A 25,788-nucleotide genomic window follows, 5' to 3' on the forward strand; every position below is an offset into this window, starting at 1 on the left:
GGCCCGGCCGCTTGCGCGGCCGGGCCTTTCAAAGTCAACGCGGTGCGTGCTCAGTCGAAGATCTCCTCGACGCGGTCCACCGTCACCGCTCTGATGAACCAGCGGTCGAGCTCTTCCTCATCCGAGACACCCTCGATTCGGGCGAGCGCCGACGCGGAGACTTCGATGCCACGGGCGTCGAGTACCTTGAGCAGCCCACCGATCTGCCCGAGCCGCTTGCCTCGCTGCTCGCCCTTGAGTTCCAGCTTCCCCGCCGGGCTCTCAAGGTACTCCTGGTACGTCATGCTCATGTATTCCTCCAGTACGTTGTACGCCTCGTCTGAGAGAAGTTGCATCGCCCATCCAGCATACTGCTGCCGGTCAGACTCGGGAAGCTCGTTGAGTCTCCGGCCGAGCTTGTGGGCGACCTGCTCGGCCTGCGGTCCCCCGCAGGCCGCTTTGAGAATCAGAATCTCGACCGCCTCTTTGGCGCTCTGGTCCTCCGCAGTCTCCAAGAGATCCTCCGGGTTGATGACATCTGGAAGAAGGGTGAACCCGGGCGGTCCGATTTCAATCGCCCGGCGCGCCCAGTCCGCCGTCGCCGCATCGGTGCAGACCGCCAGCAGCCGCACCGGGCACTTCAGACGGGCACGGAGAATCGTCACGTACATCGGCCAGCTGTAGTGCTTCCGGTTGTCCTGGCCGCGTTGGATCTCGATGATGACCGCGAAGACAGGCACCCCCGCCTCGTCGCGGAACACAGCTGCGTTGTCGCAGTTGAGTTCGAGTGGGTCGTTGTTGGTGAGCGCCTCCGATTCGGGCAGTGCGCTGGCATACGCGGGGAACGCGGCGCCGAGCGATTTGACGAGCAGTTCGGCCGCGAGCTCCGGGCGTACCTGGAACAGGCGGATGGGGACCTCATGGGAATGGGTGACCATGACATGAAACGGTATTGGAGCTCAGCACGCGATTCGCGTTTCGACACTTCGACACGAATCCGCACCTACGTGACACCTGCCACCCAGGCGGACAACGAGTTCGGGCCCGGCCGCTTGCGCGGCCGGGCCCGGATTCATTGTGTCGCTTAGACGATGATGCCAGCGCCTACAGTCCGGTTGTCGGCTTCGTCGATGATGATGAAGCCGCCGGTGGCCCTGTTGCGGCGGTAGTCGTCGCACAGGAGCGGCTTGGTGGTGCGGAGCGTGACGCGGCCGATCTCGTTGAGCTTCAGCTCGGTCGCGGACTCGTTGCGGTGGAGCGTGTTGATGTCCAGCTGGTACTGCACGTCCTTCACGATCGCGCGCACGTCCGAAGTGGTGTGCTTTATGGCGTACTTGCCGCGCAGCTTGAGCGGCCGCGACTCGTCCATCCAGCAGACCATCGCCTCGATGTCCTGCGAGACACGGGCCTGGTTGCCGGGGCGGCAGAGCATGTCGCCGCGGGAGACGTCGAGCTCGTCCTCCAGCCGCACCGTGACGCTCAAGGGCGGGAAGGCCTCTTCCAGAGGCCCGTCCGCGGTCTCGATCGAGGCGATGCGGGAGGTGAATCCGCTGGGCAGCACCATGACCTCGTCGCCGGGCTTCATGACGCCGGAGGCGACCTGGCCCGCGTAGCCGCGGAAGTCGTGGTTGTCGTTGGAGTGCGGCCGGATCACGTGCTGGACCGGGAAGCGCACGTCCACGAGGTTGCGGTCCGAGGCGATGTGGACCTTCTCCAGGTGGTGGAGCAGGCTCGGGCCCTGGAACCAGGGCATGTTCTCGGAGCGGTTGACCACGTTGTCGCCCTTGAGGGCCGACACGGGGATCACCGTCAGGTCCGGCACTTCGAGTTTGGTGGCGAAGGCCGAGAACTCGTTCTCGATCTTCTTGAAGACGGCCTCGTCGTAGTCGACCAGGTCCATCTTGTTGACGCACAGGACGATGTGCGGCACGCGCAGCAGCGAGCACAGGAACGCGTGGCGACGGGACTGCTCGACGAGGCCCTTGCGGGCGTCGACCAGGATCAGCGCGAGGTCGGCGGTCGAGGCGCCGGTGACCATGTTGCGCGTGTACTGGATGTGGCCGGGCGTGTCCGCGATGATGAACTTGCGCTCGGGCGTGGAGAAGTACCGGTACGCGACGTCGATCGTGATGCCCTGCTCGCGCTCCGAGCGGAGCCCGTCGGTGAGCAGCGCGAGGTCGGTGTACTCGTCGCCGCGGCCGGCGCTGACGGCCTCGACGGCGTCCCACTGGTCGTCGAAGAGCGCCTTCGAGTCGAACAGGAGGCGGCCGATGAGGGTCGACTTGCCGTCGTCCACCGAACCGGCCGTGGCGAAGCGCAGCAGCTCGTGCGTGTCCTCGCGGGAGGTCAAGGTGTCCGTCATTAGAAGTAGCCTTCCCGTTTCCGGTCTTCCATCGCGGCCTCGGAGGTCTTGTCGTCGCCGCGGGTCGCGCCGCGCTCGGTGATGCGGGTGACCTCGACCTCGGCGATGATCTCGTCGATCGTGGCCGCTTCCGAGCGCACGCCGGCGGTCAGGTTCGCGTCGCCGACGGTGCGGTAGCGGATCTTCTCGTAGAAGACCTCCTCCCCCTCGCGCGGCTTGATGAACTCGTTGACGGCGTAGAGCATGCCGCCGCGGTCCACGACCTGGCGCTCGGCGGAGAAGTACACCTCGGGGAGCGGGATGTCCTCGGAGCCGATGTAGCGCCAGACGTCGAGCTCGGTCCAGTTCGACAGCGGGAACACGCGGATCTGCTCGCCCGGGTGGACCCGGCCGTTGTACAGGTTCCACAGCTCGGGGCGCTGGTTCTTGGGGTCCCACTGGCCGAAGTCGTCGCGGAAGGAGAACACGCGCTCCTTGGCGCGGGCCTTCTCCTCGTCGCGGCGGGCGCCGCCGAAGAGGGCGTCGAACTGGTACTTCTCGGCCGCTTCCAGGAGGACGGGGGTCTGGATGCGGTTGCGGGTGCCGTCCGGCGGTTCGACGACCATGCCGCGGTCGATCGCGTCCTGGACGGAGGCGACGATGAGCTGGACGCCCGTCTCGGCCACACGGCGGTCGCGGTAGTCGATGACCTCGGCGAAGTTCTGGCCGGTGTCGACGTGCATGACCGGGAACGGGACCGGCGCGGGCGCGAAGGCCTTCTGCGCCAGGTGCAGCATGACGATGGAGTCCTTGCCGCCGGAGAAGAGCAGCACGGGTCGCTGACAGGTGGCCGCGACCTCACGGAAGATGAAGATCGCCTCGGCCTCCAGCGCGGCGATGTGGCTGATGCGGTAGTCGCTCACCGGCGCAATGCTCCTCTCGGCAGACCCCGTTGCGGGGTGTTCGGTTGTCGTCGGGTCCGGTCGGGGACCGGGTGGTCAGTTCGTCCCTCTGATGGCCTCGAGCGCGGGCCCGGCCAGGTCGGGGCGGCAGACCAGCAGGTCCGGCAGGTACGGATCGGCGTTGTTGTACTGCAGCGGAGCGCCGTCGATCCGCGTGGCGTGCCAGCCGGAGGCGAGGGCCACCCCTACGGGCGCGGCAGAGTCCCATTCGAACTGCCCGCCGGCGTGCACATAAGCGTCAACTGTACCGGCGACCACGGCCATGACCTTGGCACCGGCGGAGCCCATCGGGACGAGTTCCGCGCCGAGCGCGGCGGCGACCGCTTCGGCCTCGGCCGGTGGTCTGGTGCGGGACACGGCGATCAGAGGCTTGCCGTCGCGAGGGGCGGGGACCGCATAGGTCTCATCGGTGCGCAACGTCACAGCCTGCGCGGGGAGCGCGACGGCGGAGGCGGTGAGACCGAGGCCCCGCTGCCAGAGCGCGACGTGCACGGCCCAGTCGTCACGACCGGCCTCGGAGTACTCACGAGTCCCGTCGAGCGGATCGATGATCCAGACCCGGTCCGCTTCGAGGCGCTCGGTACCGATACGCCCCGTTTCACCCTTGCCCTCCTCAGAAAGCACGGCGTCACCAGGTCGCTCGGCAGCTAGGCGCCCAAGCAGGTAGTCATTCGCTTCTTGGTCCCCAGCGGCCTTGAGAGCCTTCGGGTCAGAGAACCCCATCTCCGCCCGGAGCTTGAGGAGCACCTCCCCCGCACCGCTCGCCAGTTCAGCCGCGAACGCGACATCGGCCGACGAAGCAGCCTCGGGCGTGGCGGTGGGAACTCCGGTCACCGAAGCGGAGTCAGGGGCGTCATGCATGCGCGTCAGTCTACGCCGCAGCCCAACCCCGCCCAAATATTGGGCCACCCAATCCCGCTATCCGGAACCCCCTCGCGTTTCTCCAAACACCACGGGTCCGACCCCGGAGAGAATCAAGCGCAGGGCACCGACAAATCCCGGGGCTGCGCTTCCACGCGTCTACCCGATCAGAGTCAAACCCCGCCTGGACCGAGGTCCAGCGCCCTGACCATTTCCGTCAGCCGGTTTTCCTCAAGGTATTCGGTAAGCCTGATCAGTGCATCACGTTCTGCCGCGGCGACAGCGATCTGGTTCTTTGTCAAACTGAATACCAATTCCTTGATCGCGATGGAGAACTCACCTCCTGCAAGTGCAGAGTCGATGGTACTGATCGTGTTTCGAGGTGTGCGAGGCTTGAGCCTGTTCAGGATCTCCTCGGCATCATTCATGAAATCTGTGAAATCCATTTTTCTTCCTATCGAGGGTTCCTAGTAACGCCGGGCCCGCTGATAGGCCACCCCGCTTCAATACTGCCATCTGGCCTCACGACTACGTTCACTAGAACTCCGTCAACCACGCCTTCGGCGAAATAGTTCCCGCTAGATGTCGGCCATGCGTCGGTGGGGTTGCCGGCCACTTCCTGAAAAGCATCCTTGACATCATCCATCTCCCAGCCTTCTGGAAATTCCGTTTTTCCAGGAACTCCCGTTCCAGAAAGATGGCCACCGCTGCCCTGAGGCTTATTCGGGTCTCCATTGCAGACATGAAGTAGGTCTGAAAAGCTCATGTTGTGCGGTGCGTCTTGCGGATAATCGGTGTGGATTCCGTCGCCACGACCACTGGCATTGGGGTTTCGAGGCGAGCCGCCGCTATCAGCGCCGCCGTTGTTACCGCCCTGGTTTTGTCCGCTGCGTCCGGCTGGGCCCTGGTCGAGGTTGGCCTTGGTTTCGACTTTGCCCGATCTCCAGCCGCCGACGGGCGGGCTGGGCACTGGACCGTTCCCACCGTTTCTGCGCGGTGGAGGTTTCGGCTTGGCGAAGGCCAGGCCGACGGCGGCGACGACCAGGAGTTTTATGAGGGTTCTCATGAGATCTTCGCCTAGTTGTCGAGGAGTGCTTGCAGGGCTTGGAAACTTTGCACGAGCGCCATGATCACGCCGATGAGCGTGCTTGCCACCCTCAACACCATGCCGGTGGCCTGTGCGGCGACGAGGGGGATGCCGACCCCCGTAGCGACGAGCCCCAGCCATACCGGGATGCGGATCAGGAGCGTTGCGACCAACTCGGAGATGATGTCCCGTACCAGCTCACGGGTGATAGTCACCAGAGTTCCCGCTCCGGTGGTAGCCGCGCTCATCGCTGCGCACAGCCCGGACAATCCATCGAGGCCTTCGACATTGAAGTCCATCCGCTCGCGGTAGGCGTTTGCGGCCTCGCCGCTCCAAGTGGCGATGTCGGCGTCGATGTAAGCGTCGAGTTCGTCCTTTACCGCGAGCAGTTCTGCGGCCATGTTGTTCCAGGTCGCCGCGTGCGCGGTGAGGATGTCGGCGTCGCCTGCGATGTCGTCGAGGAATTCGCGAAGCGGCTCGACTGCTTCCATGATCCAGGAGATCCCGGTTGAGGCGATCGTCCCGATCGGGTCCAGGAACCCGCCGACGCCTTCCAAGCCCGTCATGAATACCGCGAGCGAGGCGTCGACCCATTCGCCGTTCTGGATGGCGATGACGACGTCCGCGATGCTTTCTCCGATTCCCGACCCGGTGTACCAGCGGTGCGAGTCCTGGACATCGGCGACCAGGTAGTTGTCGCTCATCTACAGCCCCCCGGCGAGATCGTCGAGATCGGATGCGGCCGCGGCGTCGGCGTCCTCGTATGAGTCCGCGGTGGCACCGAGCTCCGTCACGTGGGTCTCCAGGTTGTATTTAGCCTGGTCGATCAGTTCATCCGTCTCGCAGTGCTTCTCTTCGAGAAGGGGGGCGATCCACTCGCACAGCGGCCCGAACGCGTCGTCGGCCTGGGTGATCGCGGTCGATGCCGAACGCACGGTAGCGATCCGATCGATGAGGCCCTGGAGGTGGCTGATGTGCGCGCGCAGGTCTTCAGGATCGACACTGAGGCTGTCGCTCACCGGGCGTCGTCCTCCGTGTCGGAATCGAAGCGCGCCTTCAGACTCGCAGCGACAGCCTTGCCCGTCTCGGAGTCGGCCCCCACCGTGTCCGCGATGACCGCCTGAGTCTGTTCAATGATGCGCCGCTTCGCTTCGGCAATTGTCTCCATGATGGTGCGCGAGACGACGTCTGGGTTGGTGCGCTGGATCCGGGCCGAGAGCTGGATGCCGGTGAGGTTCCCGGTCGAGTCGACCGCGACGGAAACCAGCTCGTTCGGGTCCGTCACCGTCACCGTGAGCTGGTTCATCTGTTCGGCCATGGCCTGCGTCTGGGCAGCCATCTGCTCGAAGCGGGCCTTGCGCTCTTCGAGCATGGCGCGGGTGGCCTCGGGATTGAGAAGTCTTCTCTCCATCAGCGAGTTCACCGCCAATCGGGGTTGAGGTTGGCGCGAAGCGCTACTGAGGAGGCGAGGGTTGACAAGGCAGAGTCCTGTTCTGGCCGTTAGGGAATCGGTGAGACGGATGCTACTCAGCGCATGCAACGCTCACGGTTCCATGTCTTGAATGCTGAGATCAAGTTGGTTCAAGCCCGCGAAGGTGCCGCGTCCACCTGGCTGGGTTTGCGAGGGACCTGAGTGACCACGTGGTTCTTCGGTGGGGTTCGGAATCGCGCAACGGCCGAGTTGTTCGGGCTCGGCCGTTGCGCATGGCTATTCGGGCTTTGTGGTTAGGCCAGAGGGTCGTTTTCGTCGTTGAAGCGGGCGATGCCCCAGACGTCTTCGTCTTCGGTGAGCCAGGTGCCGGTGTTGGCGTCCTCGTCGTCGCCTACGCCGCCAGCGCCGCGGCCACCGCCCATCATGCTTCCGGCTCCAGTCCGGAGACTACGTGCTTCAGGATCGGATCGAGCGCTTCGAAGCCAATCTGCGGCACATCGATGTCTTCACGAGGGCTGGCAACGCCGTGGGTGAAACATATTGCGAGATTCGCCGTCGGTCTCATCGTTGCGAGGCCTCAAGCCTGTCCACGAACGCGGTGAGCAGGTGATCCTGAACCCCGGGGTTCCAATCGGAGCGCCGCTGATTGTTGCCATTCGAGTCCCACACGTAGGACCAGATCCGGACCAAGTACACGTCGTCAATCAAGAGCAGCAACGTCGGGGCCGCGCTCTCCGGATGGCACCGCTTGATCAACGTCAGCCTGGCAACCGTTTCGGCGGACCAGCGAGAGTCCGATTCGAAGGCCTCTAGGCCGATCTGCGCACAGGCGCCGTATCCGTTCCGAGAGTTCGAAGATTCTTGAAGCACCTCAGCACCCCACGGCCATGGCATGACACTCAAGCCCGCGGCCTGTCCGCTTATCGGATCCTGTTCATCGAGCGCGTCGCCGATCCAGGTCTCAACCAACCACGATGCCGAGCAATGCAGCTCTCCGGAGTCACCAGTACCCCATCTGGCGGAGTCCTCGAGTGCGACAGGCGAAAGCTCGTATCTGATCCAGTCGCGTTCAGGTTCCATAAAGACGGACGGCTCGATCTCGGCAAGGTCAGAGCACCAGTCTTCACCGGGGGTCGCTGTCCACCCGGGCAGTGCTTCCCCACCGCTGAGTTGCTCCAGCATCTGCGTGTCGACGGCTCCAGTGGGATCGAGCTGCGCAGAAAACGCTGCCGCTACCCGGTGTTCAAGGTACTCACTTGCCGCCACAGGCACCGTGAGATCCACTGAGAGGTACCCCTCTTCAGATTCGGGCCAGATCTCGATCTCGACCTCGACCTGCTCTCCGAACCTGGCAAGGAGCAATCTTGACCTGATCGCCTTTCGCTCCTGGCTGCCGGGGAATGCATCCGCGAAGACACAGAAGCCACCGCGACCGGGAATATACCTCGATTCACCCGTAGCCCCGAACTTGAACAGATCGCACTCACCGCCGGCCCAAGGATTTTCGAGTCCCTTGTAAGGGCCATAATCGGCATTGAACTCAGTGCGGGAAACACGAATCTCATATTTCCAGAGATCCACCTCCTCCGTCCCCGTCCTGAAAAACACCGAACAGTCCTGGCCGGACTCAGTCAGTTCAGGCTCAACCTCGATGCCATCGAGAGCCTCCTCGAGTCCATCACCACATGCGAACGTGCCTGGTGCCGAGGAGAATACGGGTGCATGAGCACGAAGGTCAATACGGGTGTCGCGCCATGCGGTCAGTCCCGTGGCAATAAGGGCCACAACGATCGCGACAGCACCGATCAGCGTCCATCGCCTGCGCGATGATCGAGCGAAGCTCGAAGTGGCCCATCTGCCCACAGATCAGTTCCCGTCCTCATAGTTCTCGCCACCGGGGATCTCGTCTTCCCTGCGCTCGCTCTCCCCTGTGAGTGAATACGCGTCCGTCGCGGCGAACTGATGAGTTTCCCCGTCGATCTCGCCTTCAATGTCCGGACCGCGTGAGTTCTCCGTGTACGCCGTGCCCCCGACAGTCGGAACCCAGTTCGATCCCATTGCCTCCGTGAACTGGGAGAGACTGGTGACCTTGCCCTGGAAATTGTCGGCAGCGATTACCACCGCCTCCACGAAATTCTCCAACGTTGCAAGGGGATCGCTAATGCCGAAGAACGCCTTAAGGCCGAGCCAGCCAACCTCCTCCTTGAAGTTGCCTAGGTTGTCACTGCACGCTGCGCTTACATCTAGGATCATGCTGTCGATGGCAGTGCAGTAGACACCGGTAGCGGCACCGTGTGCTGCTGCTGTCTCCCGAAGTTCGGAAAGGTACTTCCGCAGCCCTGAGTTGTCGCCGTCTCCAACGTATTTGGTGAACGCCTTGGCATCTCCGGTCGTCCACGTGGTCAGCAGCTCCTCGTAGGGCGAACTCGCACCGAAGACATGTTCGAACGGTGTTCCGGCTGCTCCCAACTGCTGGATGGTCTTGGCGCGTTCGGTGAGGACGTTGGTATCCATCACCGCGAACCACTGAATGATCGCTCCCGGGTACTGGTCCTCCTCGTATCCCAATTCCGACGCCCAGCCATCTGCTTCGGCGATGTCGTCTTCGTGCCCGTCTTGGAAGGCTTTCACTGCGTTGTCGGCCATGGCGTCACCAGTCCCGGTCGCTGTAGTCGATCTCGCTGTTCTGTGCAGCGATCTCGGAGGCGGAGGCATCATCCGCATCGCGCCAGCTTTGCGCTACCGCTTTCAGGTCGTCGGCCAGGCGTTCGAGTTCGTCGTACGCTCGTTCCAGGTCGGTGACTCGACCGCGAACACCCATGTTCCATTCCTGAGCCATCGCGTGCGCCCATGGTGAGATGCCTGAATCCCCGGGGGACGCACCGAGGTCCACACCGGGTGGCGGACCGGCCGCCTCCGACCAGCTGACTTGGCCGAGATCGAGGAGTTCACCCGAGAACTCGGTGCCGTCGGAAACCGCCGGAATGCTTCCGACCGGAGCGGCCGGATAGTCACCTCCGGCGAGGCCACCCGAAGTCATCGGCTCGCCGTCGAGATTCGATCGATATTCGCGCAGTACCAGCGCCATGTTGGCGCACCAGTCGGCGAAGGCATCGATCTTGTCCGGGTCGACATCTGCCATGGTCAGCCTCCGTTCCGTCGAGCTGCCGCTAGGTTCCGCATCGCGTTGGTCCTCTGCGCCTGGGCTGCAGTAAAAGCCGAGTTATAGGCGTCGATGATCTCCCGCTCGAGCACATCCCGGATGTCGTATCCGGCTGGTCGAATCTCGCACGATCGCAGTTCGAGGTTCGGTCCGATGTCGATGGCGACGGCACCGCTGACTGACTCATACCGGAAGCCAGGGAAAGCTTCGGCACGCGCAGCCCGGCTCTCCGCGATCTTCGCTCGGGTTCGGTTCGCCCATGCCCCGATTGCTGCGGTCAGATCAGGTGCGGTCATCGGGCCACCCTCTGCTCTCGGATGAGCCGGAAGGTGGCGCGCTGCGCGGTCTTTCGCATCTCCTCTAGCAAGACAGTCGTCTTCTCGGAGATCTCCTGCTCCTGCTCAAAGACCGCGCCGGGCAGGCTCAGCCGGATGAGTCTGCCGGTCAACGACATCGTGGCGGAGACGGTCGGTGGCTGGGTGCTTCCGCGGAACTCGACGGTTTCCAGATAGGCAGCAAGATCTGGGATCTCGTGAGCTGGAGCGGTGTCAGGGTCGGCGACACTGACGATGTGGGTGGTGGGGGACATCGTCTCTTCTCTATTCTGCAATTTCACAGCGATTGATTTGAAGCTGCGGTGTCACAAGGGGAAGTCCACGCCCGCCCGGCTTGAGCTCGTGACAAAGCCGGACGGGCACGGTTTGTCTGCGGGAGCGAATCACTGCGCCCGCAGGTAGGTCTTTCGCTACGCGTATGGGTCGTTGTCCTCGTCAGGGGCTCGACCCCAGTAGTCCTCGTCTTCAATGAGCCAGGTCCCAGTGGAAGCCTCTTCTTCATTGCCAGTCCCGGTGGCGCCGCGGCCACCGCCCATCATGCCTCCGGCGCCACCGGCCCTACCGCCAGCTCCCATGGCGCCCTTACCACCGGCGCCCATGCCGGCCTTGCCGCCCGCACCGGCTCCTCCGGCGGTCTTGCCGAAGAGGCCTTGGCCCTTGCCGAGCGAGCCCGCACCGCCGCCGCGGCCACCGCCGACGCCGGTCATGCCGCCCGCGCCTCCGACCGCGGGGCCGAACAGCCCCGAACCCGGGCCGAGGCCACCGCCGCCCGCCCCCAAGCTGCCGCCTCCAGTGCCGAGGCCGGGACCGGTGAGAGTGCCAGCGCCCGCGCCGAGGCCGCCGCCTGAGGCGAGACCACCAGAAGGCGGATCGCCATCGTCACCCGTGGAGGACTCCCATGGGTTCAGGCCACCGGTGTCGGTTCCGGTGTTCGAGCCTCCGGTGAGGTTGCCGCCGGGACCGAAGGTCGACGTGGTGGGCGGAGGGGTGAGTCCTGCGCTTCCCGCACCGGAGGGCGAGCCATTGAAGTCGCCGCCACCGGGAGGCGAATAGCCCGAGCCGGTCAAATCGCCTGCGGACTCGCGGAAGGTCGAGTCACCAGAAGGTTCGACGGTCGGGTGGAACTCGGAGGTGGAGGTCTCTGCGTCGGTCCAGCGAGCCGTCACAGTTTCGTTCTGCTCGGTCGCACGTGCTTGGTAGTCCTGGGAGCCCGAGTCATAGTCTTCTTTGGCGCGACCATTGGCGTCCTCTTGAGCAAGGCGTTCGGCCTCAGCTCGAAGCGAGGATTCTTGCTCCGGGGTGAGGGTGGTCGCCTCGGTCTTCTCGGCAGAGGTCATACCGGCGGTGTCGACTGCGTCGATGTGCTGGGCTTTGAGCTGAGTGTAGTGGTACTCGGCCTGGTCGACCACGTATTGGTTTAGTTCATTGGTGTACTCGGAGTCGAACCCGCCGTATTCCATCGCTTCTTCGGCGCCCTGATCACCGTTCCAGGAACAGCCCGACGAGATTTCGCACTCTCCGGAATGGAACGGAGGCCGCATGTGGATCTTGGTGTCAGTGAAGATGTTCCACTCGTCCTCGACCCAATATTGCGGAGCCGGGTATGGCAACTCGCCCGAGCCGCCACCTTGGAGCGCGTAGATCTCATCGCCCTTTTGGTTCAGCAATCCCCTCATGCCTGTGGAGTCGGTGCCGATGTCGGCAGCGATCTGCTCACAGTTGGCGAACACTGCCTCCATCTGCTCAGCGAACGCATCGAAGTCGGTGCCCTGCCAACCGTTCGACAACTCCGTCAACTTCGACCGCAGAATCGGAGCCACAGCCATCTCCGGATTGTCGGCAAAGTCGAAGTTGAACTCGCCCCACTTCACCGCGATTTCCTTGAGGGCATATTTATCTGCGTCGGAGGGGCGGATCTGGCCGACCAGGGACTGGACTTCCTCCTGGGTAGGCGCGGCGATGCCGGTGGCGATGCACTTGAGGTTCGCAAGTTGCCCGGCAACGGGAATGGCCGAGACGAGCTTGACCCAAGCTTCTTCGGCAGGGTTGTGGGTGTTCTGGCAATCGCCGTTGGGGCATGGATCGCCGGACAAGTACATGCCGTCGGCACTGGTCTGCTGGCGGTCGATAGCCTCTTGGCCCGCGAGGTCGCCGTTGCCAGCGTAGGACTCGGTTTGGAACTCAATGTCGCTCATGGCTACTGGACCTCCGCGATCCGGTCGTTGACGATCTGGTTCACCTCAGGCAGGTAAGTGTCGACAAACCACTGATTGAGTTCGTCCGTCGTGAACGCAAGTGCAGGCTCACCGCCGCCACGAAGCCCGTAGTCCTGGGTGTAGTACAGGTCGATGTGAAAGACCCATTGACCGTCGCGGGCAATAACCTGCACGAATGGTTGACTGGTGTCACCAGTCCAGGAGACGATAGTGCCCGCGTCCCAGGGGTCGCCGAATTCCTCAGACTTCGCCTGCTCCCACTGAGCAGACTCAGCCTCCGCCCCGGAAACACGATCGTCGTAAGCGGCCGTCGCCTGTTCTTCATTCTCAGTCGGAACGATCTTGACTTTGATCTCACCGCTGCCGCCGACGCCTTCGTTCGGGCCGAGGTAGATAAGGTCGTTGCAGCCGATGGACTCCGGGTCCCATGTATTGCCGATTTTCGCAGTACTCGGATCGCCGCCCGCACTGGTGGAGGAGCCGTAGCCCTGAATTCCCATTTCATCGGTGATGGGCTGGAGGTTGCCGAGGACCTCGCAGGCGTCCCACGAGGCCATCTCGGTGTAGACGGCGTTGTCGCTGCCGCCGTCGTCGCCGTTCGAGTTCCCGCCTGTGTCCGTGCCTCCTTGGAAGAGGCTGCAGCCGCTCAGCAGAAGTGCAGCGGCGCCGGTCGCGGCGAAGGTCTTGAAGAGTATGCGCTTCATCAGGTCCGGGGTCCTAGGAGTTGTTGTCGACATCGGATTGGCTGGCGTTGAACTCGGCGAGGTTCAGTTCCTCGGAGTCCGTGTGGACGCCCAGCGAGTCGTTGATCGTGACGATCGCGCCGTAAAGGTCCGCACGGAGCTTCTGCAGGTTGTTCCACAGCTCTTCGTGGGCGGCCGCATAGTCGCGGCGGGCCTGCTGCGAAGAGTCGAGAAGACCGAACCCAGGCTCGACACCCAGCTCGTTGCCAGTGGCGAGCATCTGGAGCTTCTCTGTCACGAAGTTGAAGCGCGCGACGATCTCGTCGCGGTACGCCTCCAGGTAGGCAGGGTCGAGAATGCGCTGAGCCACGGCGGGGACCTCCGGGGTGTATTGGGCGAAACGTCTGCAAAACCATCTTGATTTTAACGGTTCGCTGCCACACCGTGTGATCACGGTGTTGTCGCACAGTCGCCCGAACGGGTGTAGACACTCCCGGCGTGTCGCCTTGACGGAGAACAACAATGCGTGTCAGGGTTTTTGGACGCGCAATGCGTGTTCCTCAAGTCCAACTGAATATGGCCGGTGGGCCGCCCACAACGACTACCAATCAAAGCGGCGGCCCACCATTCAAACCCTGGAAGGAAGCCTCCCATGGTCAGTCCCACCCTACGCGAAAACCGGGCCGCGTCAACAGCTCAAAACGCGCGTTTCACCGAATCGGGAACCGACAAGGTTCTCGGTGTTCCTGCTGCTCAGCAACAGGATTCCGACGCCTGCTGGACGGCCGTCCGGCCCGTTTCCGGTACCCCGCTCTGGGCCCGTCCGGGTCCCGACGGAGTTCGGGCCGCCGTTCCTCCTTGGGAGCCGTGGCCTCGGACGCCGCAGGACCCGGCTCGCTTCGCCGCCAAGCTCGCGGCCGTTCGAGCAGCGTCCAGGCCTCAGGCGTCCTTCGCCTGGCGGGTCGACTTCGAGAAGCCGGCGGTCGCTTCGCCGGTCAGAGCGGCACGCGCAGCAACAATCCCCAATCCGGCTACGGCCCTTCGCAAGCGGATCGCGATGCTCCTCGGCTTCGCCTACCTCCTGCTGTACGCGCTGGCCTCCGGTCCCGCGCTCCCGCTGGTCTCGGAGCCCGGGCCGCGAGAGGGCGACGATGAACCCGACGAAGGCACCACGCCCGCAACCACTCCCCCGCAGGTCGGCTACCGGCCCAGGCCGCATCGACGTGATCCGCATGAGCCGGGCCTGCACTTCCGGCCTGACGGTTCGCGATATCTCGTTGTGCCGCTGCACTTCGCAGGGGCCGCCGCGTGAACCGGGAGCGAATGAACGCGCCGCTGGACCCGACCTACGTGCTCAGCAAGGCCTGGATCGGCGGCCGGTTCCTGCGGTTCGATGCGAGCTTCTGCCAGGCCCGTATTCGGGTGACGTTCGCTGGTACCGAAACGTACGCGGTCGGGTCGGTGATCTACCTCGACCAGCCCGAACCCGCGCTCCGAGTAAGTTCGCCGCCCGATGCCGAGTGGGCCGGGCTGCACCATGAGGCGATCATCCATCAGGCCAAGCGGATCTGGGCCGAAGCGCTGCGCGAGTGCGAGGGGTAGACAGAGGAGCGCCTCGCCCGGTCATTGACTGGGCGAGGCGCTGACTAACCCCGTTTCAGTATGCGCCCTGCGGTCGCAGAATCGCGGTAACCGTGCGCAGCAGGATGACGAAGTCCAGGGAAAGGTTCCAGTGCTCGACGTAGCGCAGGTCGAGGCGCACGGCCTCTTCCCAAGGGAGGTCGGAGCGGCCGGAGACCTGCCACAGGCCGGTCATGCCGGGCTTGACGGCCAGGCGGCGGCGCATGTCGGATTCGTAGGCGGCGACTTCGATGGCGAGCGGCGGGCGGGGGCCGACGAGGCTCATGTCGCCACGGAGGACGTTGACCAGCTGGGGGAACTCGTCGATGGAGAAGCGGCGCAGGTACTTGCCGACGGTGGTGATGCGCGGGTCGTCCTTCATCTTGAAGAGGACGCCGTCGCCTTCGTTGAGATGCGCGATCTCGGCGAGACGCCGTTCGGCGTCGGTGTGCATCGTGCGGAATTTCCAGATCGTGAACGGCTGGCCGTCCTTGCCGATGCGCTCCTGCTTGAACAGGGCCGGCCCGGGCGAGGTGCACCGGATGAGGAACGCGGCGCTGAGCAGGAGCGGCGAGAGCGCGAGCAGCAGGAGGGCCGCACCGACGCGGTCGACGACGTCCTTGGCGAGGCGGCGGACGCCGGTGAGGCGGGCGTGGTCGAGGTGGAGCATGGGCAGGCCGTCGACGGGGCGGACGGTGGTGCGGTCGCCGGCGACGTCGACCAAGGCGGACGCGACGATGAGGTCGACTTCGCTGCGTTCGAGCTTCCAGGCGAGGCGGCGGAGGGCCTGGCCGTCGATTTCGGGGCAGCCCAGGACGATCACGGTGTCGGCGCGTTCGGCGGCGACGGCTTCGGCGATGCGGTCGAAGCTGCCGCGGACGCGGGTGTCGAAGTCCAGCAGCGCGCCTTGGGGTTGCTCGGTGGGCAGACAGGCCGCGACCACGTTGAGGCCGTGGTAGTGCTCGCGACGGAGCTGGACGATGAGGGCGGCGACCGAGGACTCGTGGCCGACCAGGACGACGCGTTTCATGCAGCGTCCGTCACGGCGCATGTGGTGCAGCCATTTGCGCCAGCCGAAGCGGGCGACGATGGAACAGGCCGCGGCGGTGGGGATCGCGATCAGGACGAAGACGCGCGACGTCGGCAGTTCGAGTCCATAGGAGACGATGGCGACGGCGGCGGTGAGGGCGACTGCGGCGTGCACGATCCGCTGGTACTCCTCGGTGCCCACGAAGAGGTACCGCTTCTCGAAGGCTCGGGAGAGGCCCAGGATGGCGAGCCACACCGCGGGCAAGGCGATCAGGGCGAGGGCGTAGACACGGGTGCCGTCGTTGACATGGCCGAAGCGGGCGAAGAAGGCCAGCGCCGCACCGATGATGCCGGCGGCGATGTCGGAGCCGATGATGCCGGCGAAGTACTTGCGCTGCCAGGCAGGCGGGCCGCCGTATGGCCGGGTCGCTTGGGGTCCTATGGAATAGACGCGCCCTCTTGGGGGGCTGTCATGCACGCCTTCGAAAGCCGTCGAGTCCGCAACCACTGTCATGATCGGATAACGACCGACGGGACATTGAGTGACGGGGTTGTCACACCATGGAGTACATGAGATCTAATCCACTCTGGGCGGACAGGAAGGTGATACGGGCAGGGCCTTGCCGAACTTCGGGTTCGATTTCACTTCGATGCGTTGAAGTGGTTCTGCGCCAGTACGAAGCCCTTTTCGATGATCGCCTCGACCGCGTCGGCGGCGAGTTCGATGTTCAGGTCCACTTCGGGACGCTCGGCCTTGGCGAAGTCCTTGAGGACGAAGTCCGCCGCGTCCTGGCGGCCCGGAGGGCGGCCGACGCCGAAGCGGACCCGGGCGTAGTCCTTGGTGCCCAGCACCTTCGTGAGCGAGCGGAGGCCGTTGTGGCCGCCCTCGCCGCCGCCGCGTTTGAGGCGCAGTTCGCCGAACGGGACGTCGAGTTCGTCGTGGACCGCGATCACCGATTCGGGTGCGACACCGAAGTACTGGGCGAGCGGGCCGACGGCCTCACCCGAGAGGTTCATGAACGTCAGGGGTTTGACGAGTATGACGCGAGGCCCGCCTACCCCCAAGCGGGCCTCGCAGACTTCGGCGCGGGCCTTGCGGGCCACGGCGAAACGACCGCCGACGCGTCGGGCGAGCGCGTCGACGACCATGAAACCGACATTGTGGCGGTTCGCGGCGTATTTCGGCCCGGGGTTACCCAGGCCGACCACGAGCGTCGGGGCGTCGGTCATGTGGTTCTCGGTTGTTACTCGGCAGCGGCCGGGGCGGCTTCGTCCTCGGCGGCGGCCTCGTCCTCGTCGGCGGCTTCGCCGCGCGGCTCGGACACGGAGGCGAGCACCAGGTCGCCGTCCGAGAGGATGACGATGCCCTCGGGGACCTCGACCTCGCGCACGTAGCGCTGCGAGCCGATGGCCAGGCCTTCGATGCTGACCTCGATCGACTCGGGAATGTGGGTCGCCTCGGCCTCGACGGTCAGGGTGTTGAGGTCGTGCACGACCAGGCCGCCCTTCTCCGCCTCGCCGACGAAGTGGACCGGGATGTCGGTCGTGATGGTCTCGCCGCGGCGGACGATCAGCAGGTCGGCGTGGACGATTTCGTCACGCAGCGGGTCGCGCTGGATGTCCTTGGGGATCACCAGCTCGCGGGTACCGTCAGTGACCTCGATGGCGATGAGCTGGTTGGCGCCGCCCTTGCGGATGGCGGCGGCGAGCTCAAGCGAGGGAAGGGAAATGTGGAGCGGCTTCTCGCCGTGGCCGTAGACCACCGCGGGAACCTTTCCAGCCCGGCGCGTACGGCGGGCACCGCCCTTCCCGAAGTCAGTGCGAGGCTCGGCGCTGATACGAACTTCGGACACGGAAATACTCCCCTGTTTTTTAGCAACATTTCATGCGGCGCTCGACGCTCACGTCGGCATTCAGAAGGGCACACGAGCCCTGAAAAAGACCTACGCCTTTGCGTCGATTACGGCGCCCTCTGGAGGACACCCTCGCCGTCGGCAACCCCACCAGAGTACTACGCGCATCAGATCAGGCTTGACACGGGCGTCGATATGTGACTTACGAGAGACCGCCGAAGAGGGTCGTGACGGACCCGTCGTTGAAGACCTCCCAGATGGCCTTCGCGACGAGCGGCGCGATGGACAGGGTGGTGATCTTCTCGAGGTCCTGGGCTTCCTTCGGAAGCGGGAGCGTGTTGGTGACGATCACTTCGCTGACGGGCGCCTTCGCGAGGCGCTCGACGGCGGGGCCGGACATGATCGCGTGCGTGGAGGCGATGACGATGTCCTCGACGCCGGACTCCTTGAGCATCTCCGCGGCGGAGCAGATGGTGCCGGCGGTGTCGATCATGTCGTCGATGAGGAGGCAGGTGCGGCCTTCGACGTCGCCGACGACCTTGTGCGCGACGACCTGGTTGGGCTTGAGCGGGTCGCGGGTCTTGTGCACGAACGCGATCGGGCAGCCGCCGAGGCGGTCGGACCAGCGCTCGGCGAGGCGCACGCGGCCGGTGTCGGGCGAGACGACGGCCATCTGGCGGTCGGCGTACTTCTCCTCGACGTAGCGGGCGAGGGTGCCCATGGCGAAGAGGTGGTCGACGGGACCGTCGAAGAAGCCCTGGATCTGGGCGGTGTGGAGGTCCACGGTGAGGATGCGGTCGGCGCCGGCGGTCTTGAGGAGGTCGGCGATGAGGCGCGCGGAGATGGGCTCGCGGCCGCGGTGCTTCTTGTCCTGGCGCGCGTACGGGTAGAACGGGAGCACGACGGTGATCCGCTTGGCCGAGCCGCGCTTGAGCGCGTCGATCATGATGAGGGTCTCCATGACCCATTCGTTGATCGGCGCGGGCATGGACTGCACGACGAAGGCGTCGCAGCCGCGGACGGACTCCTGGTAGCGCACGAAGAGCTCGCCGTTGGCGAAGGAGTAGGCGCTCATCGGGGTCGGTGCGACCCCGAGGTGCTTGCCGATCTCCTCCGCCAGCTCCGGGTAGGCACGCCCGGAGAAGAGCATCAGCATCTTGGAGTTGACAGCGGACATGCTCGCCATGACGTGGGCTCCCCCAGTAGGTCGTCTCACCTGAACCTCGACGGTTCCAGTGTCCCCTGCCCTGCGCCGAAGCGCGAGGGGACCGGGGGGTTTAGTGTCCCGTCACGCTTCCGACACTCCCGCCTCACCCTTCGCTCGCCTCGCTGCTTCATCGGAGACGGTGCCGGGGCGCTTGCGGGCGACCCAGTCGCCGATCGAGGTCTGGCGGGCGCGGGCGACGCCGAGGTCGCCGGGCGCGACGTCCTTGACGATCGTGGAGCCGGCGGCGACGTACGCGCCGTCGCCGATGTTCACGGGCGAGACGAGCACCGCGTCGCAGCCGATGAACGCGCCGTCGCCGATCTCGCTGTGATGCTTGTGCACACCGTCGTAGTTCACGAGGATGACGCCGCAGCCGATGTTGGCATTGGCGCCGACGGTGACGTCGCCGAGGTAGGCGAGGTGGGCCGCCTTCGAGCCGGGGCCGAGCTCGGCGTTCTTGGTCTCGACGAACGCGCCGATCTTGGACCGCTCGGCGAGCTTCGAGGCGGGGCGCAGGTGCGCGAAGGGGCCGACGTGGGCGCCCTCACCGATGTGGGACTGGTCGGCGTGCGACCGCACGACGACGGCGCCCGCGCCGACGATCGTGTCGGTGAGCGTGGTGTCGGGACCGATCTCGGCGCCCGAGTCGACGGCGGTGGCGCCCTTGAGCTGGACACCGGGACGGATGAGCACGTCCGGGGCGACCTTGGCGGTGGCGTCGATCCAGGTGGTCTCGGGGTCTTCGAGGGTGACGCCCGACTTCATCAGCTCGGTGTTGATGCGCTGCTGCATGATGCGGCGGAGCCCGGCCAGCTGGGCCCGGTCGTTGCAGGCCAGGACCTCGGTGGGGTCGTCGACGACGACGGCGCCGATGGCGTGCCCGGCTTCGCGGGCGAGTTCGAGCACGTCGGTGAGGTAGAGCTCGCCCTGGTCGTTGGCGGAGGTGAGCTTGGCCAGCTGCTCGCGCAGGACCTGCGCGTCGAAGGCGTAGGTGCCGGAGTTGATCTCGCGGATGGCGAGCTCGTCGAGGTCGGCGTCGCGGTGCTCGACGTTGCGGAGCACGTTGCCCTCGCCGTCGCGCACGATGCGGCCGAACCCGGTGGGGTCGTCGACTTCGGCGGTGAGGACGGTGACGGCGTGGCGGGCCTTCTCGTGGACCTCGACCAGTTCGGTCAGGGTGCTGCGGCGCATGAGGGGGGCGTCGCCGCAGAGGACCACGACGGTGCCCTCGAGCTCGGGGTAGGCGTCCAGTGCGGTGCGCACGGCGTGCCCGGTGCCCAGCTGCTCGGTCTGCATGACGGTCTCGGCGTCGGGGGCGGCCTTGTCGAGGAACGCGGTGACCTGGTCGGCCGCGGCGCCGACGACCACGATGCGGTGGTCGGGCTGGAACGACTTGGTGCTGCGGAGGACGTGCCCCAGCAGGGTGCGGCCCAGGAGTTCATGAAGGACCTTGGGTTTCGCCGACTTCATGCGGGTTCCCAGGCCAGCGGCCAGGATGATCGCCGAACGCTCACTGCTCATGATGGGCCATGGTAGTCGGTGGCCGAGGGGTGAACGGCCCGACCCGGGGGCGCGCGTCGTCACCGAATCGTTACGAATGGAACACGTTCTCCATCGCCCTGACACTTGTGCGAGCTGCGTCACTCATCATATGTTGCAGACAACAACAAACCTCGGAGGTACCTCTCATGCACCTTCCCAGCAGCTCCCGACCACGAATCGCATGGGCCGCCGCCACCGGCGCGGTCCTCGCCCTCACCCTCACCGCCTGCGGACAAGACGGCGGCGGAGGCGGGGACGACGCCCCCCTCATCGGCGTCATCCTCCCCGACTCGGCCTCCTCGGACCGGTGGGAGACCGCCGACCGCAAGTACCTCGAGGCCGCGTTCGAAGCGGCCGGCGTCGACTACGACATCCAGAACGCCCAAGGCAGCCGCGAGGACTTCCAGACCATCGCCGACCAGATGCTCACCAAGGGCGCGGACGTCCTCGTGACTGTGAACCTCGACTCGGGAACCGGCAAGACCGTCATCGAGAAGGCCAAATCCCAGGGTGTGGCCACCATCGACTACGACCGGCTCACCGAAGACGGCGGCGCGGACTACTACGTGAGCTTCGACAACGAGAAGGTCGGCGTGCTCCAGGGCGAAGGCCTCGTCTCCTGCCTGGAGGGCGTCGCGAACCCGCTGGTGGCCGAACTCAACGGCTCCCCCACCGACAACAACGCGACCCTGTTCAAGGCCGGATACGACTCGGTCCTCCAGCCGCTCTACGACGCCGGCACCTTCACCAAGGGCCCCGACGAGTGGGTGCCCGACTGGGACAACGCCCAGGGCGGCACGCTCTTCGAGCAGATGCTCACCGACACCGGCACCGAAGTCGACGGTGTGCTCGCCGCCAACGACGGCCTCGCGCACGCGGTCATCACGGTGCTGGAGCGCAACAACCTCAACGGAACCGTCCCGGTCACCGGGCAGGACGCCACGATCCAGGGCCTGCAGAACATCCTCACCGGCGACCAGTGCATGACCGTCTACAAGGCCATCGAGCAGGAGGCGAACGCCGCCGCCGACCTCGCCGTAGCCCTTGCGAACGGCGAGAAGCCCGAGACCGATGCGACTGTCACCGACCCCGTGAGCGGGGCCGAGGTGGCCTCCGTGCTGCTCGAACCCGTCGCCATCACCATCGAGAACATCCAGACCGTCGTCGACGACGGCTTCGCCGACCCGGCCGAGCTGTGCGCCGGCGAGTACGCGGCGCTCTGCACCGAGCACGGGATCGGATAACGCGCCGTGTTCCTTGAGCTCACCGGACTCTCGAAGCGCTTCGGACCGGTCGAGGTCCTCTCCGACGTCGATCTCGCGATCGACGCCGGAGAGGTCTGCGCCCTCGTCGGCGACAACGGCGCCGGAAAGTCCACACTGGTCAAATGCGTGGCCGGGATCCACGCCATCGACGGCGGCGCGATCACCGTCGACGGCGAGACCCGCATCATCTCCGGGCCGCGCGACGCGGCCGCGCTGGGCATCGAGGTCGTCTACCAGGACCTCGCGCTGTGCGACAACCTCGATGTCGTCGAGAACCTGTTCCTCGGAAGGGAAAAGGTGCGCGGGCTCGTGCTCGACGACGACGCCATGGAGCACCTCGCCGCCGAGACGCTCTCGTCGCTCGCGGTGCGCACCATCAGGAACCTGCGCCAGCCCGTGGCGAGCCTCTCGGGCGGCCAGCGCCAGACCGTCGCCATCGCCAAAGCGGTGCTGTGGAACTCGCGGCTGGTCATCCTCGACGAGCCGACCGCCGCGCTGGGCGTGGCCCAGACCCGGCAGGTGCTCGAACTCATCCGGCGCCTCGCCGACCAGGGTCTGGCCGTCCTCTACATCTCCCACAACCTCAACGACGTCTTCGCCGTGGCCGACCGGATCGCCGCCCTGTACCTGGGGCGCATGGCGGCGGTGCTCGACGCCGCCGACGCCACCCAGTCGCAGGTGGTCGAACTCATCACCAGCGGCCGGTCCGGATCCCTCGGCATCGGCGCCGCCGACACGAATGGAGCCCGGCCGTGAGCACTCAAGTCGAATCCCGGCCCGAGGCCGGGACGGAGCCGGGCGCGGTGCGCGCCGTCGCCGACCACCTCAAGGGCTACTGGGCCGAAGTCCGGTCGGGCGAGGTCGGGGCGCTGCCCGCCGTCGCCGGGATCATCGCGCTGTGCGCGTTCTTCGGGATCTCGCAGCCGGTGTTCCTCTCGGTGGGGAACCTCGCGAACCTCTTCGGGCAGGGCGCTGCCGTCGCGTGCATCGCCATGGGACTCGTGTTCGTGCTGGTCATCGGTGAAATCGACCTTTCGGCGGGGTTCGCGTCGGGCGTGTGCGCGGCGATCATGGCGGTGTTCCTCACGAACTGGGGGACGCCGTGGCCGCTCGCGATCGGCGCGGCCATCGCGACGGGCGTGGTGATCGGGCTGCTGCTGGGGACGCTGGTGGTGAAGCTCGGCATCCCGTCGTTCGTGGTGACGCTCGCGGCGTTCCTGGCCTTCCAGGGGGTCGTGCTCATGATCCTCGATGAGGGCAGCAACATCACGATCCACGACGAGACGGTGAAGGCCGTGGCGGGCGGCAACCTGGAGCGATGGCAGGGGTGGACGCTGCTGGTGCTCACCGTCGCCGCTTACGCTGCGCTGCAGGTGAACCGGTGGCTGCGGCGCGTGGCGCGGTCGCTCGTGCACGAGCCGCTCGCGGTCGTGGTCGCGCGGATCGCGTCGCTCGGGGCGCTGCTGACGGCGACGGTGTTCCTGCTCAACCTGGAGCGCTCGGCGAACCCGCAGATCATCTCGCTCACCGGCGTGCCCGTGGTGGTCGTGATCCTCGGGGCGCTGTTCGCGGTGTGGACGTTCGTCCTGCACCGCACCAGGTTCGGGCGGCACCTCTATGCGGTGGGCGGGAACCGGGAGGCGGCGGTGCGCGCGGGCGTGAACGTCGACCGGGTGCGCATCGCGGCGTTCGTGATCTGCTCGGGGATGGCCGCGATCGGCGGGATCGTCGCGGCGTCGCGCGCGGCCTCGGTGGACCCCAACACGGGCGGGTCCAATGTGCTCCTGCTTTCTGTGGGGGCGGCGGTGATCGGCGGTGCTAGCCTCTTCGGTGGCAAGGGCACGGTGCGGGCGGCCCTGCTGGGAGGAGCGGTCGTGGCGATCATCAACAACGGTATGGGCCTGATGGGGCTGAGCGCCGGGGTGCGGTTCGGCGTGACCGGCGCGGTGCTGCTGCTCGCGGCGGGCGTGGACGCCATGTCCCGGGGCCGGGGCAAGCTCTTCGGCAGGCACTGACCGGTGGCCCTGCCTCCGGCCGTGGAGCTGCGGCGGCGCAACCGCGCGGCGCTGCTCGAGCAGCTCCACCGGCACGGCCCCCAGACCCGCGCCGCGCTCACGGAGGCGTTGGAGCTCAACCGTTCCACGATCGGCGCTCTCGCGACCGACCTGGCCGAGTCGGGGCATCTGCAGGAGACGACGGGGCAGTCGACCGGGTCGGCCGGTCGGCCCTCGACGCTCGTGGCGTGCGTGCCGCAGTCGATCACGGTGGCGGCGGTCGAGATCCGCGCCGACCGGCTGCGGTTCGCGCTGGTCGGCCTCGGCGGCGAGGTGCTGGAGCGGTCGGAGACGGCGCTCGAGGACGGCGACGACCCGATGACCGCGGTCGCGGTGATCACCGGCGGCACTGCCGGGGACGCGGACGAGGCGGTGGCGGCGATGCCGGGCCTGGTCGACGAGGGCACGGTCGCGCACTCGACCGAACTGGGCTGGGTCGACCGGGATGCGGCGGCGGATCTGGAGGCGGCGACGGGCCGGGAGTGGCAGGTCGTCGACACGGCGACCGCTGCGGCGGTCGGCGAATGGTCGCGCGGGGATGCGCATGAGGCCCGGAAGCTGCTCTACCTGCACGGCGGCCGGGGCTTGACGGCCGGGCTGGTGATCGAGGGCCGCTCGCAGCGCGGCGGCTCGATCCAATTGGGGCACATCGTGGTCGAGCCCGGCGGGCGTGAATGCGCGTGCGGGCTGCGCGGGTGTCTGGAGGCGGAGATCGCGGCCTTCGGCTTCGCGGAGGACATCGAGAACACGACGCTGGCCGCGGGCATGGGCGACGCGGCGGCCCGCAACCGGCTGCGGCGCTCGGGCGAGGATCTGGGCCGGGCGCTGGGCGCGGTCGTGACGGCGACGGGGCCCGACGAGATCCTGTTCGGCGGCTGGCTGCGGGAGCTGTACCTGTCCACGGCCGCGCCGGTGCGTTCGGCGCTGGCGGAGACGACGCTGCCGCATCTGCGGTCCAGGCTGCGGCTGCGCACGCCGGTGCTGGGCGACGAGGGCGCGCTCATCGGCGCTGCCGAGACGGGGTTCGCGGCGATCTTCGATCGGATGCGCTGACGCGGCACTGTGCTTCCATGGTCAATTGGAAGCGGATCAACCGCCTGGTCGCGGTCTCGGGGTGCGGATCGACGCTGTTGGCTGGCCCGCCAGGACTCGAACCTGAAATGACTGAACCAAAATCAGTAGTGTTGCCAATTACACCACGGGCCATCGCGGGCCACGCCTGTCGGCGGCCCGCGCGCAGCCATTCTAGCAGTCGGGACGCGAGCCCCCGTTGCCCTCCGAGGCCTGCCGCAGCCGCCTGGACCACCCCGATGCGCCGCGTCGCGATCCGGCGTCGCCGGGCCGCGATCCTCATCCGGGCCGCGCGTTCGCGCAGACCGGCGGTCAATCCGACCAGACGTGCTTCGGCACCTGGGCGAGCACCTGGTGCAGGAATTCCGCGTAGTAGAAGATCTCTTGCGGTTCGAGCCGACCCGGCCGGAAGGTCATCAGCCACGCGCCCTCGAAGCGCCAGCGGATCGTGTGCGCCCGCGGATCGGCGAGCATCCACTCCATCGTGCGCGGATGGATCACGTCGTACGCGAATCGCGGGCTCGGCGACACGATCTTGAACTTGTCGTTGAACTCCCGGTTCTCGAAGTCGATGTCCTTGTCGAACCGCCGCGTCAGCGCGTTCTCGTGCGCGATGTCGAGCAGCGGCCGCATCGCGGGCAAGCTGAGCGCGACCACCTGGTAGTCGTGGGTGCTCTGCGAGTCGCCGCTGCTGACGCGGTACCTGAGCTGGAAGCAGTGCAGGTGCACGTCCCGGAACGTGCCGCGCAGGACGTCGAGCGCTTCGTGCCCGCTGCCGGTCGTGAACGGCGCCTGCCGCGAGAGCCCCAGGGCCGACTGGTCCTTCGGCCAGTATCGGAAGCCGTGCTGGGCGGCCCACGCCGCGAGCCGGGCGATGTGCCGCTGCCGTGCCCGCCGCGTGTGGAAGATCGCGAGTCCGACGGCCAGGCCGGGGATGCCCACGCACAGCGACAGCAGGACCGAGGTGAGCAGCGCCCCGGTGACGGCCTCGGTCACAGCCCCTCCTTCTCCTTGCGGAACGCCGCCGGGGGGGGGGGGGGGGGCGGGGGGGGGGGGGGGGGGGTTGTTGGTAAAGAACACGGGGGGGA

Annotated in this window: 30 protein-coding genes and 1 tRNA gene; 6 read left to right on the forward strand and 25 right to left on the reverse strand. The window is 66.3% G+C overall.

What is annotated here, in order from left to right:
• Window positions 1–50: 50 nt before the first annotated feature.
• The 18 genes from JHY01_RS08670 to JHY01_RS08750 form a co-directional block, all read right to left on the reverse strand.
• The gene (locus tag JHY01_RS08670; RefSeq protein ID WP_205325228.1) at window positions 51–917 is read right to left on the reverse strand and encodes a hypothetical protein; all 867 of its coding nucleotides are present in this window, start codon (window positions 915–917) and stop codon (window positions 51–53) included.
• 146 nt (window positions 918–1,063) lie between these two features.
• The gene (gene cysN, locus JHY01_RS08675; RefSeq protein WP_205325229.1) at window positions 1,064–2,341 is read right to left on the reverse strand and encodes a sulfate adenylyltransferase subunit CysN; all 1,278 of its coding nucleotides are present in this window, start codon (window positions 2,339–2,341) and stop codon (window positions 1,064–1,066) included.
• Window positions 2,341–3,252 (reverse strand): sulfate adenylyltransferase subunit CysD, encoded by a 912-nt coding sequence (gene cysD, locus JHY01_RS08680; RefSeq protein WP_307814353.1) that lies wholly within the window; start codon window positions 3,250–3,252, stop codon window positions 2,341–2,343. The genes cysN and cysD overlap by 1 nt, the downstream gene beginning before the upstream one ends.
• A gap of 66 nt (window positions 3,253–3,318) precedes the next feature.
• Window positions 3,319–4,143 (reverse strand): 3'(2'),5'-bisphosphate nucleotidase CysQ, encoded by an 825-nt coding sequence (locus JHY01_RS08685; RefSeq protein WP_205325231.1) that lies wholly within the window; start codon window positions 4,141–4,143, stop codon window positions 3,319–3,321.
• Between the two features lie 173 nt (window positions 4,144–4,316).
• Window positions 4,317–4,589 (reverse strand): hypothetical protein, encoded by a 273-nt coding sequence (locus JHY01_RS08690; RefSeq protein ID WP_205325232.1) that lies wholly within the window; start codon window positions 4,587–4,589, stop codon window positions 4,317–4,319.
• An 8-nt stretch (window positions 4,590–4,597) separates the two neighbouring features.
• Window positions 4,598–5,209: an EndoU domain-containing protein gene (locus JHY01_RS08695; protein WP_205325233.1), complete on the reverse strand. Its 612-nt coding sequence runs from the start codon at window positions 5,207–5,209 to the stop codon at window positions 4,598–4,600.
• A gap of 11 nt (window positions 5,210–5,220) precedes the next feature.
• Complete coding sequence (locus JHY01_RS08700; protein ID WP_205325234.1) at window positions 5,221–5,934, reverse strand: WXG100 family type VII secretion target; 714 nt, start codon at window positions 5,932–5,934, stop codon at window positions 5,221–5,223.
• Complete coding sequence (locus tag JHY01_RS08705) at window positions 5,935–6,249, reverse strand: type VII secretion target (protein WP_205325235.1); 315 nt, start codon at window positions 6,247–6,249, stop codon at window positions 5,935–5,937.
• A complete protein-coding gene (locus JHY01_RS08710) occupies window positions 6,246–6,653 on the reverse strand; it encodes a YbaB/EbfC family nucleoid-associated protein (protein WP_205325236.1) in 408 nt (135 codons plus the stop codon). Before JHY01_RS08710 ends, JHY01_RS08705 begins: the two co-directional genes overlap by 4 nt.
• A 302-nt stretch (window positions 6,654–6,955) precedes the next feature.
• Window positions 6,956–7,087: a hypothetical protein gene (locus tag JHY01_RS27270; protein ID WP_275889722.1), complete on the reverse strand. Its 132-nt coding sequence runs from the start codon at window positions 7,085–7,087 to the stop codon at window positions 6,956–6,958.
• 136 nt (window positions 7,088–7,223) lie between these two features.
• The gene (locus JHY01_RS08715; protein WP_205325237.1) at window positions 7,224–8,525 is read right to left on the reverse strand and encodes a hypothetical protein; all 1,302 of its coding nucleotides are present in this window, start codon (window positions 8,523–8,525) and stop codon (window positions 7,224–7,226) included.
• A 3-nt stretch (window positions 8,526–8,528) separates the two neighbouring features.
• Window positions 8,529–9,308: a hypothetical protein gene (locus JHY01_RS08720; RefSeq protein ID WP_205325238.1), complete on the reverse strand. Its 780-nt coding sequence runs from the start codon at window positions 9,306–9,308 to the stop codon at window positions 8,529–8,531.
• A 4-nt stretch (window positions 9,309–9,312) separates the two neighbouring features.
• A complete protein-coding gene (locus JHY01_RS08725) occupies window positions 9,313–9,804 on the reverse strand; it encodes a hypothetical protein (protein ID WP_205325239.1) in 492 nt (163 codons plus the stop codon).
• A gap of 2 nt (window positions 9,805–9,806) precedes the next feature.
• Window positions 9,807–10,121 carry a YbaB/EbfC family nucleoid-associated protein gene (locus JHY01_RS08730; protein ID WP_205325240.1) on the reverse strand — a complete coding sequence of 105 codons (315 nt, stop codon included), beginning with the start codon at window positions 10,119–10,121 and terminating at the stop codon, window positions 9,807–9,809.
• A complete protein-coding gene (locus tag JHY01_RS08735) occupies window positions 10,118–10,414 on the reverse strand; it encodes a hypothetical protein (protein ID WP_205325241.1) in 297 nt (98 codons plus the stop codon). The genes JHY01_RS08730 and JHY01_RS08735 overlap by 4 nt, the downstream gene beginning before the upstream one ends.
• 156 nt (window positions 10,415–10,570) lie before the next feature.
• Complete coding sequence (locus JHY01_RS08740) at window positions 10,571–12,355, reverse strand: hypothetical protein (protein WP_205325242.1); 1,785 nt, start codon at window positions 12,353–12,355, stop codon at window positions 10,571–10,573.
• A 2-nt stretch (window positions 12,356–12,357) separates the two neighbouring features.
• Window positions 12,358–13,080, reverse strand: a complete 723-nt coding sequence (locus JHY01_RS08745; protein WP_205325243.1) for a hypothetical protein — start codon at window positions 13,078–13,080, stop codon at window positions 12,358–12,360.
• Window positions 13,081–13,093: 13 nt separating this feature from the next.
• Window positions 13,094–13,429 carry a hypothetical protein gene (locus JHY01_RS08750; RefSeq protein WP_205325244.1) on the reverse strand — a complete coding sequence of 112 codons (336 nt, stop codon included), beginning with the start codon at window positions 13,427–13,429 and terminating at the stop codon, window positions 13,094–13,096.
• A 687-nt stretch (window positions 13,430–14,116) separates the two neighbouring features.
• Between JHY01_RS08750 and JHY01_RS08755 the strand changes: the two genes are divergently transcribed.
• Together JHY01_RS08755 and JHY01_RS08760 are read left to right on the forward strand one after the other, a co-directional pair.
• Entirely contained in the window at window positions 14,117–14,371 is a 255-nt protein-coding gene (locus JHY01_RS08755) for a hypothetical protein (RefSeq protein ID WP_205325245.1), read from the forward strand.
• Window positions 14,368–14,661, forward strand: coding sequence for a hypothetical protein (locus JHY01_RS08760; RefSeq protein WP_205325246.1), 294 nt, complete (start codon window positions 14,368–14,370; stop codon window positions 14,659–14,661). Before JHY01_RS08755 ends, JHY01_RS08760 begins: the two co-directional genes overlap by 4 nt.
• A 55-nt stretch (window positions 14,662–14,716) precedes the next feature.
• Here JHY01_RS08760 and JHY01_RS08765 read toward each other — a convergent pair whose 3' ends face one another.
• From JHY01_RS08765 to glmU, 5 genes are all read right to left on the reverse strand, one after another.
• Window positions 14,717–16,186 carry a sugar transferase gene (locus JHY01_RS08765; RefSeq protein WP_307814335.1) on the reverse strand — a complete coding sequence of 490 codons (1,470 nt, stop codon included), beginning with the start codon at window positions 16,184–16,186 and terminating at the stop codon, window positions 14,717–14,719.
• Between the two features lie 164 nt (window positions 16,187–16,350).
• Window positions 16,351–16,938 (reverse strand): aminoacyl-tRNA hydrolase, encoded by a 588-nt coding sequence (gene pth / locus JHY01_RS08770; RefSeq protein WP_205325248.1) that lies wholly within the window; start codon window positions 16,936–16,938, stop codon window positions 16,351–16,353.
• A 14-nt stretch (window positions 16,939–16,952) separates the two neighbouring features.
• Entirely contained in the window at window positions 16,953–17,561 is a 609-nt protein-coding gene (locus JHY01_RS08775) for a 50S ribosomal protein L25/general stress protein Ctc (protein WP_205325249.1), read from the reverse strand.
• A 202-nt stretch (window positions 17,562–17,763) separates the two neighbouring features.
• Window positions 17,764–18,747 (reverse strand): ribose-phosphate diphosphokinase, encoded by a 984-nt coding sequence (locus tag JHY01_RS08780; RefSeq protein ID WP_205325250.1) that lies wholly within the window; start codon window positions 18,745–18,747, stop codon window positions 17,764–17,766.
• Window positions 18,748–18,849: 102 nt separating this feature from the next.
• Window positions 18,850–20,289 (reverse strand): bifunctional UDP-N-acetylglucosamine diphosphorylase/glucosamine-1-phosphate N-acetyltransferase GlmU, encoded by a 1,440-nt coding sequence (gene glmU, locus JHY01_RS08785; protein ID WP_205325251.1) that lies wholly within the window; start codon window positions 20,287–20,289, stop codon window positions 18,850–18,852.
• A gap of 167 nt (window positions 20,290–20,456) precedes the next feature.
• Here glmU and JHY01_RS08790 point away from each other — a divergent pair, with 167 nt between their 5' ends.
• Genes JHY01_RS08790 through JHY01_RS08805 form a run of 4 tightly spaced genes read left to right on the forward strand, consistent with a single transcriptional unit; the run spans window position 20,457 to window position 24,682 of the window.
• The gene (locus tag JHY01_RS08790; protein WP_205325252.1) at window positions 20,457–21,554 is read left to right on the forward strand and encodes a sugar ABC transporter substrate-binding protein; all 1,098 of its coding nucleotides are present in this window, start codon (window positions 20,457–20,459) and stop codon (window positions 21,552–21,554) included.
• A 6-nt stretch (window positions 21,555–21,560) separates the two neighbouring features.
• Entirely contained in the window at window positions 21,561–22,331 is a 771-nt protein-coding gene (locus tag JHY01_RS08795) for an ATP-binding cassette domain-containing protein (RefSeq protein WP_205325253.1), read from the forward strand.
• Window positions 22,328–23,590, forward strand: a complete 1,263-nt coding sequence (locus tag JHY01_RS08800; protein ID WP_205325254.1) for a sugar ABC transporter permease — start codon at window positions 22,328–22,330, stop codon at window positions 23,588–23,590. Before JHY01_RS08795 ends, JHY01_RS08800 begins: the two co-directional genes overlap by 4 nt.
• Before the next feature lie 3 nt (window positions 23,591–23,593).
• Window positions 23,594–24,682 (forward strand): ROK family protein, encoded by a 1,089-nt coding sequence (locus tag JHY01_RS08805; protein WP_205325255.1) that lies wholly within the window; start codon window positions 23,594–23,596, stop codon window positions 24,680–24,682.
• 78 nt (window positions 24,683–24,760) lie between these two features.
• Here JHY01_RS08805 and JHY01_RS08810 read toward each other — a convergent pair.
• Both JHY01_RS08810 and JHY01_RS08815 read right to left on the reverse strand, forming a co-directional pair.
• Window positions 24,761–24,835 (reverse strand) — tRNA-Gln (locus JHY01_RS08810).
• Between the two features lie 177 nt (window positions 24,836–25,012).
• Window positions 25,013–25,696, reverse strand: a complete 684-nt coding sequence (locus tag JHY01_RS08815) for a hypothetical protein (RefSeq protein WP_205325256.1) — start codon at window positions 25,694–25,696, stop codon at window positions 25,013–25,015.
• Between the last annotated feature and the right edge of the window lie 92 nt (window positions 25,697–25,788).

This window comes from Glycomyces sp. YM15, assembly GCF_016918015.1.
Taxonomy (GTDB): Bacteria; Actinomycetota; Actinomycetes; order Mycobacteriales; family Micromonosporaceae; genus Glycomyces.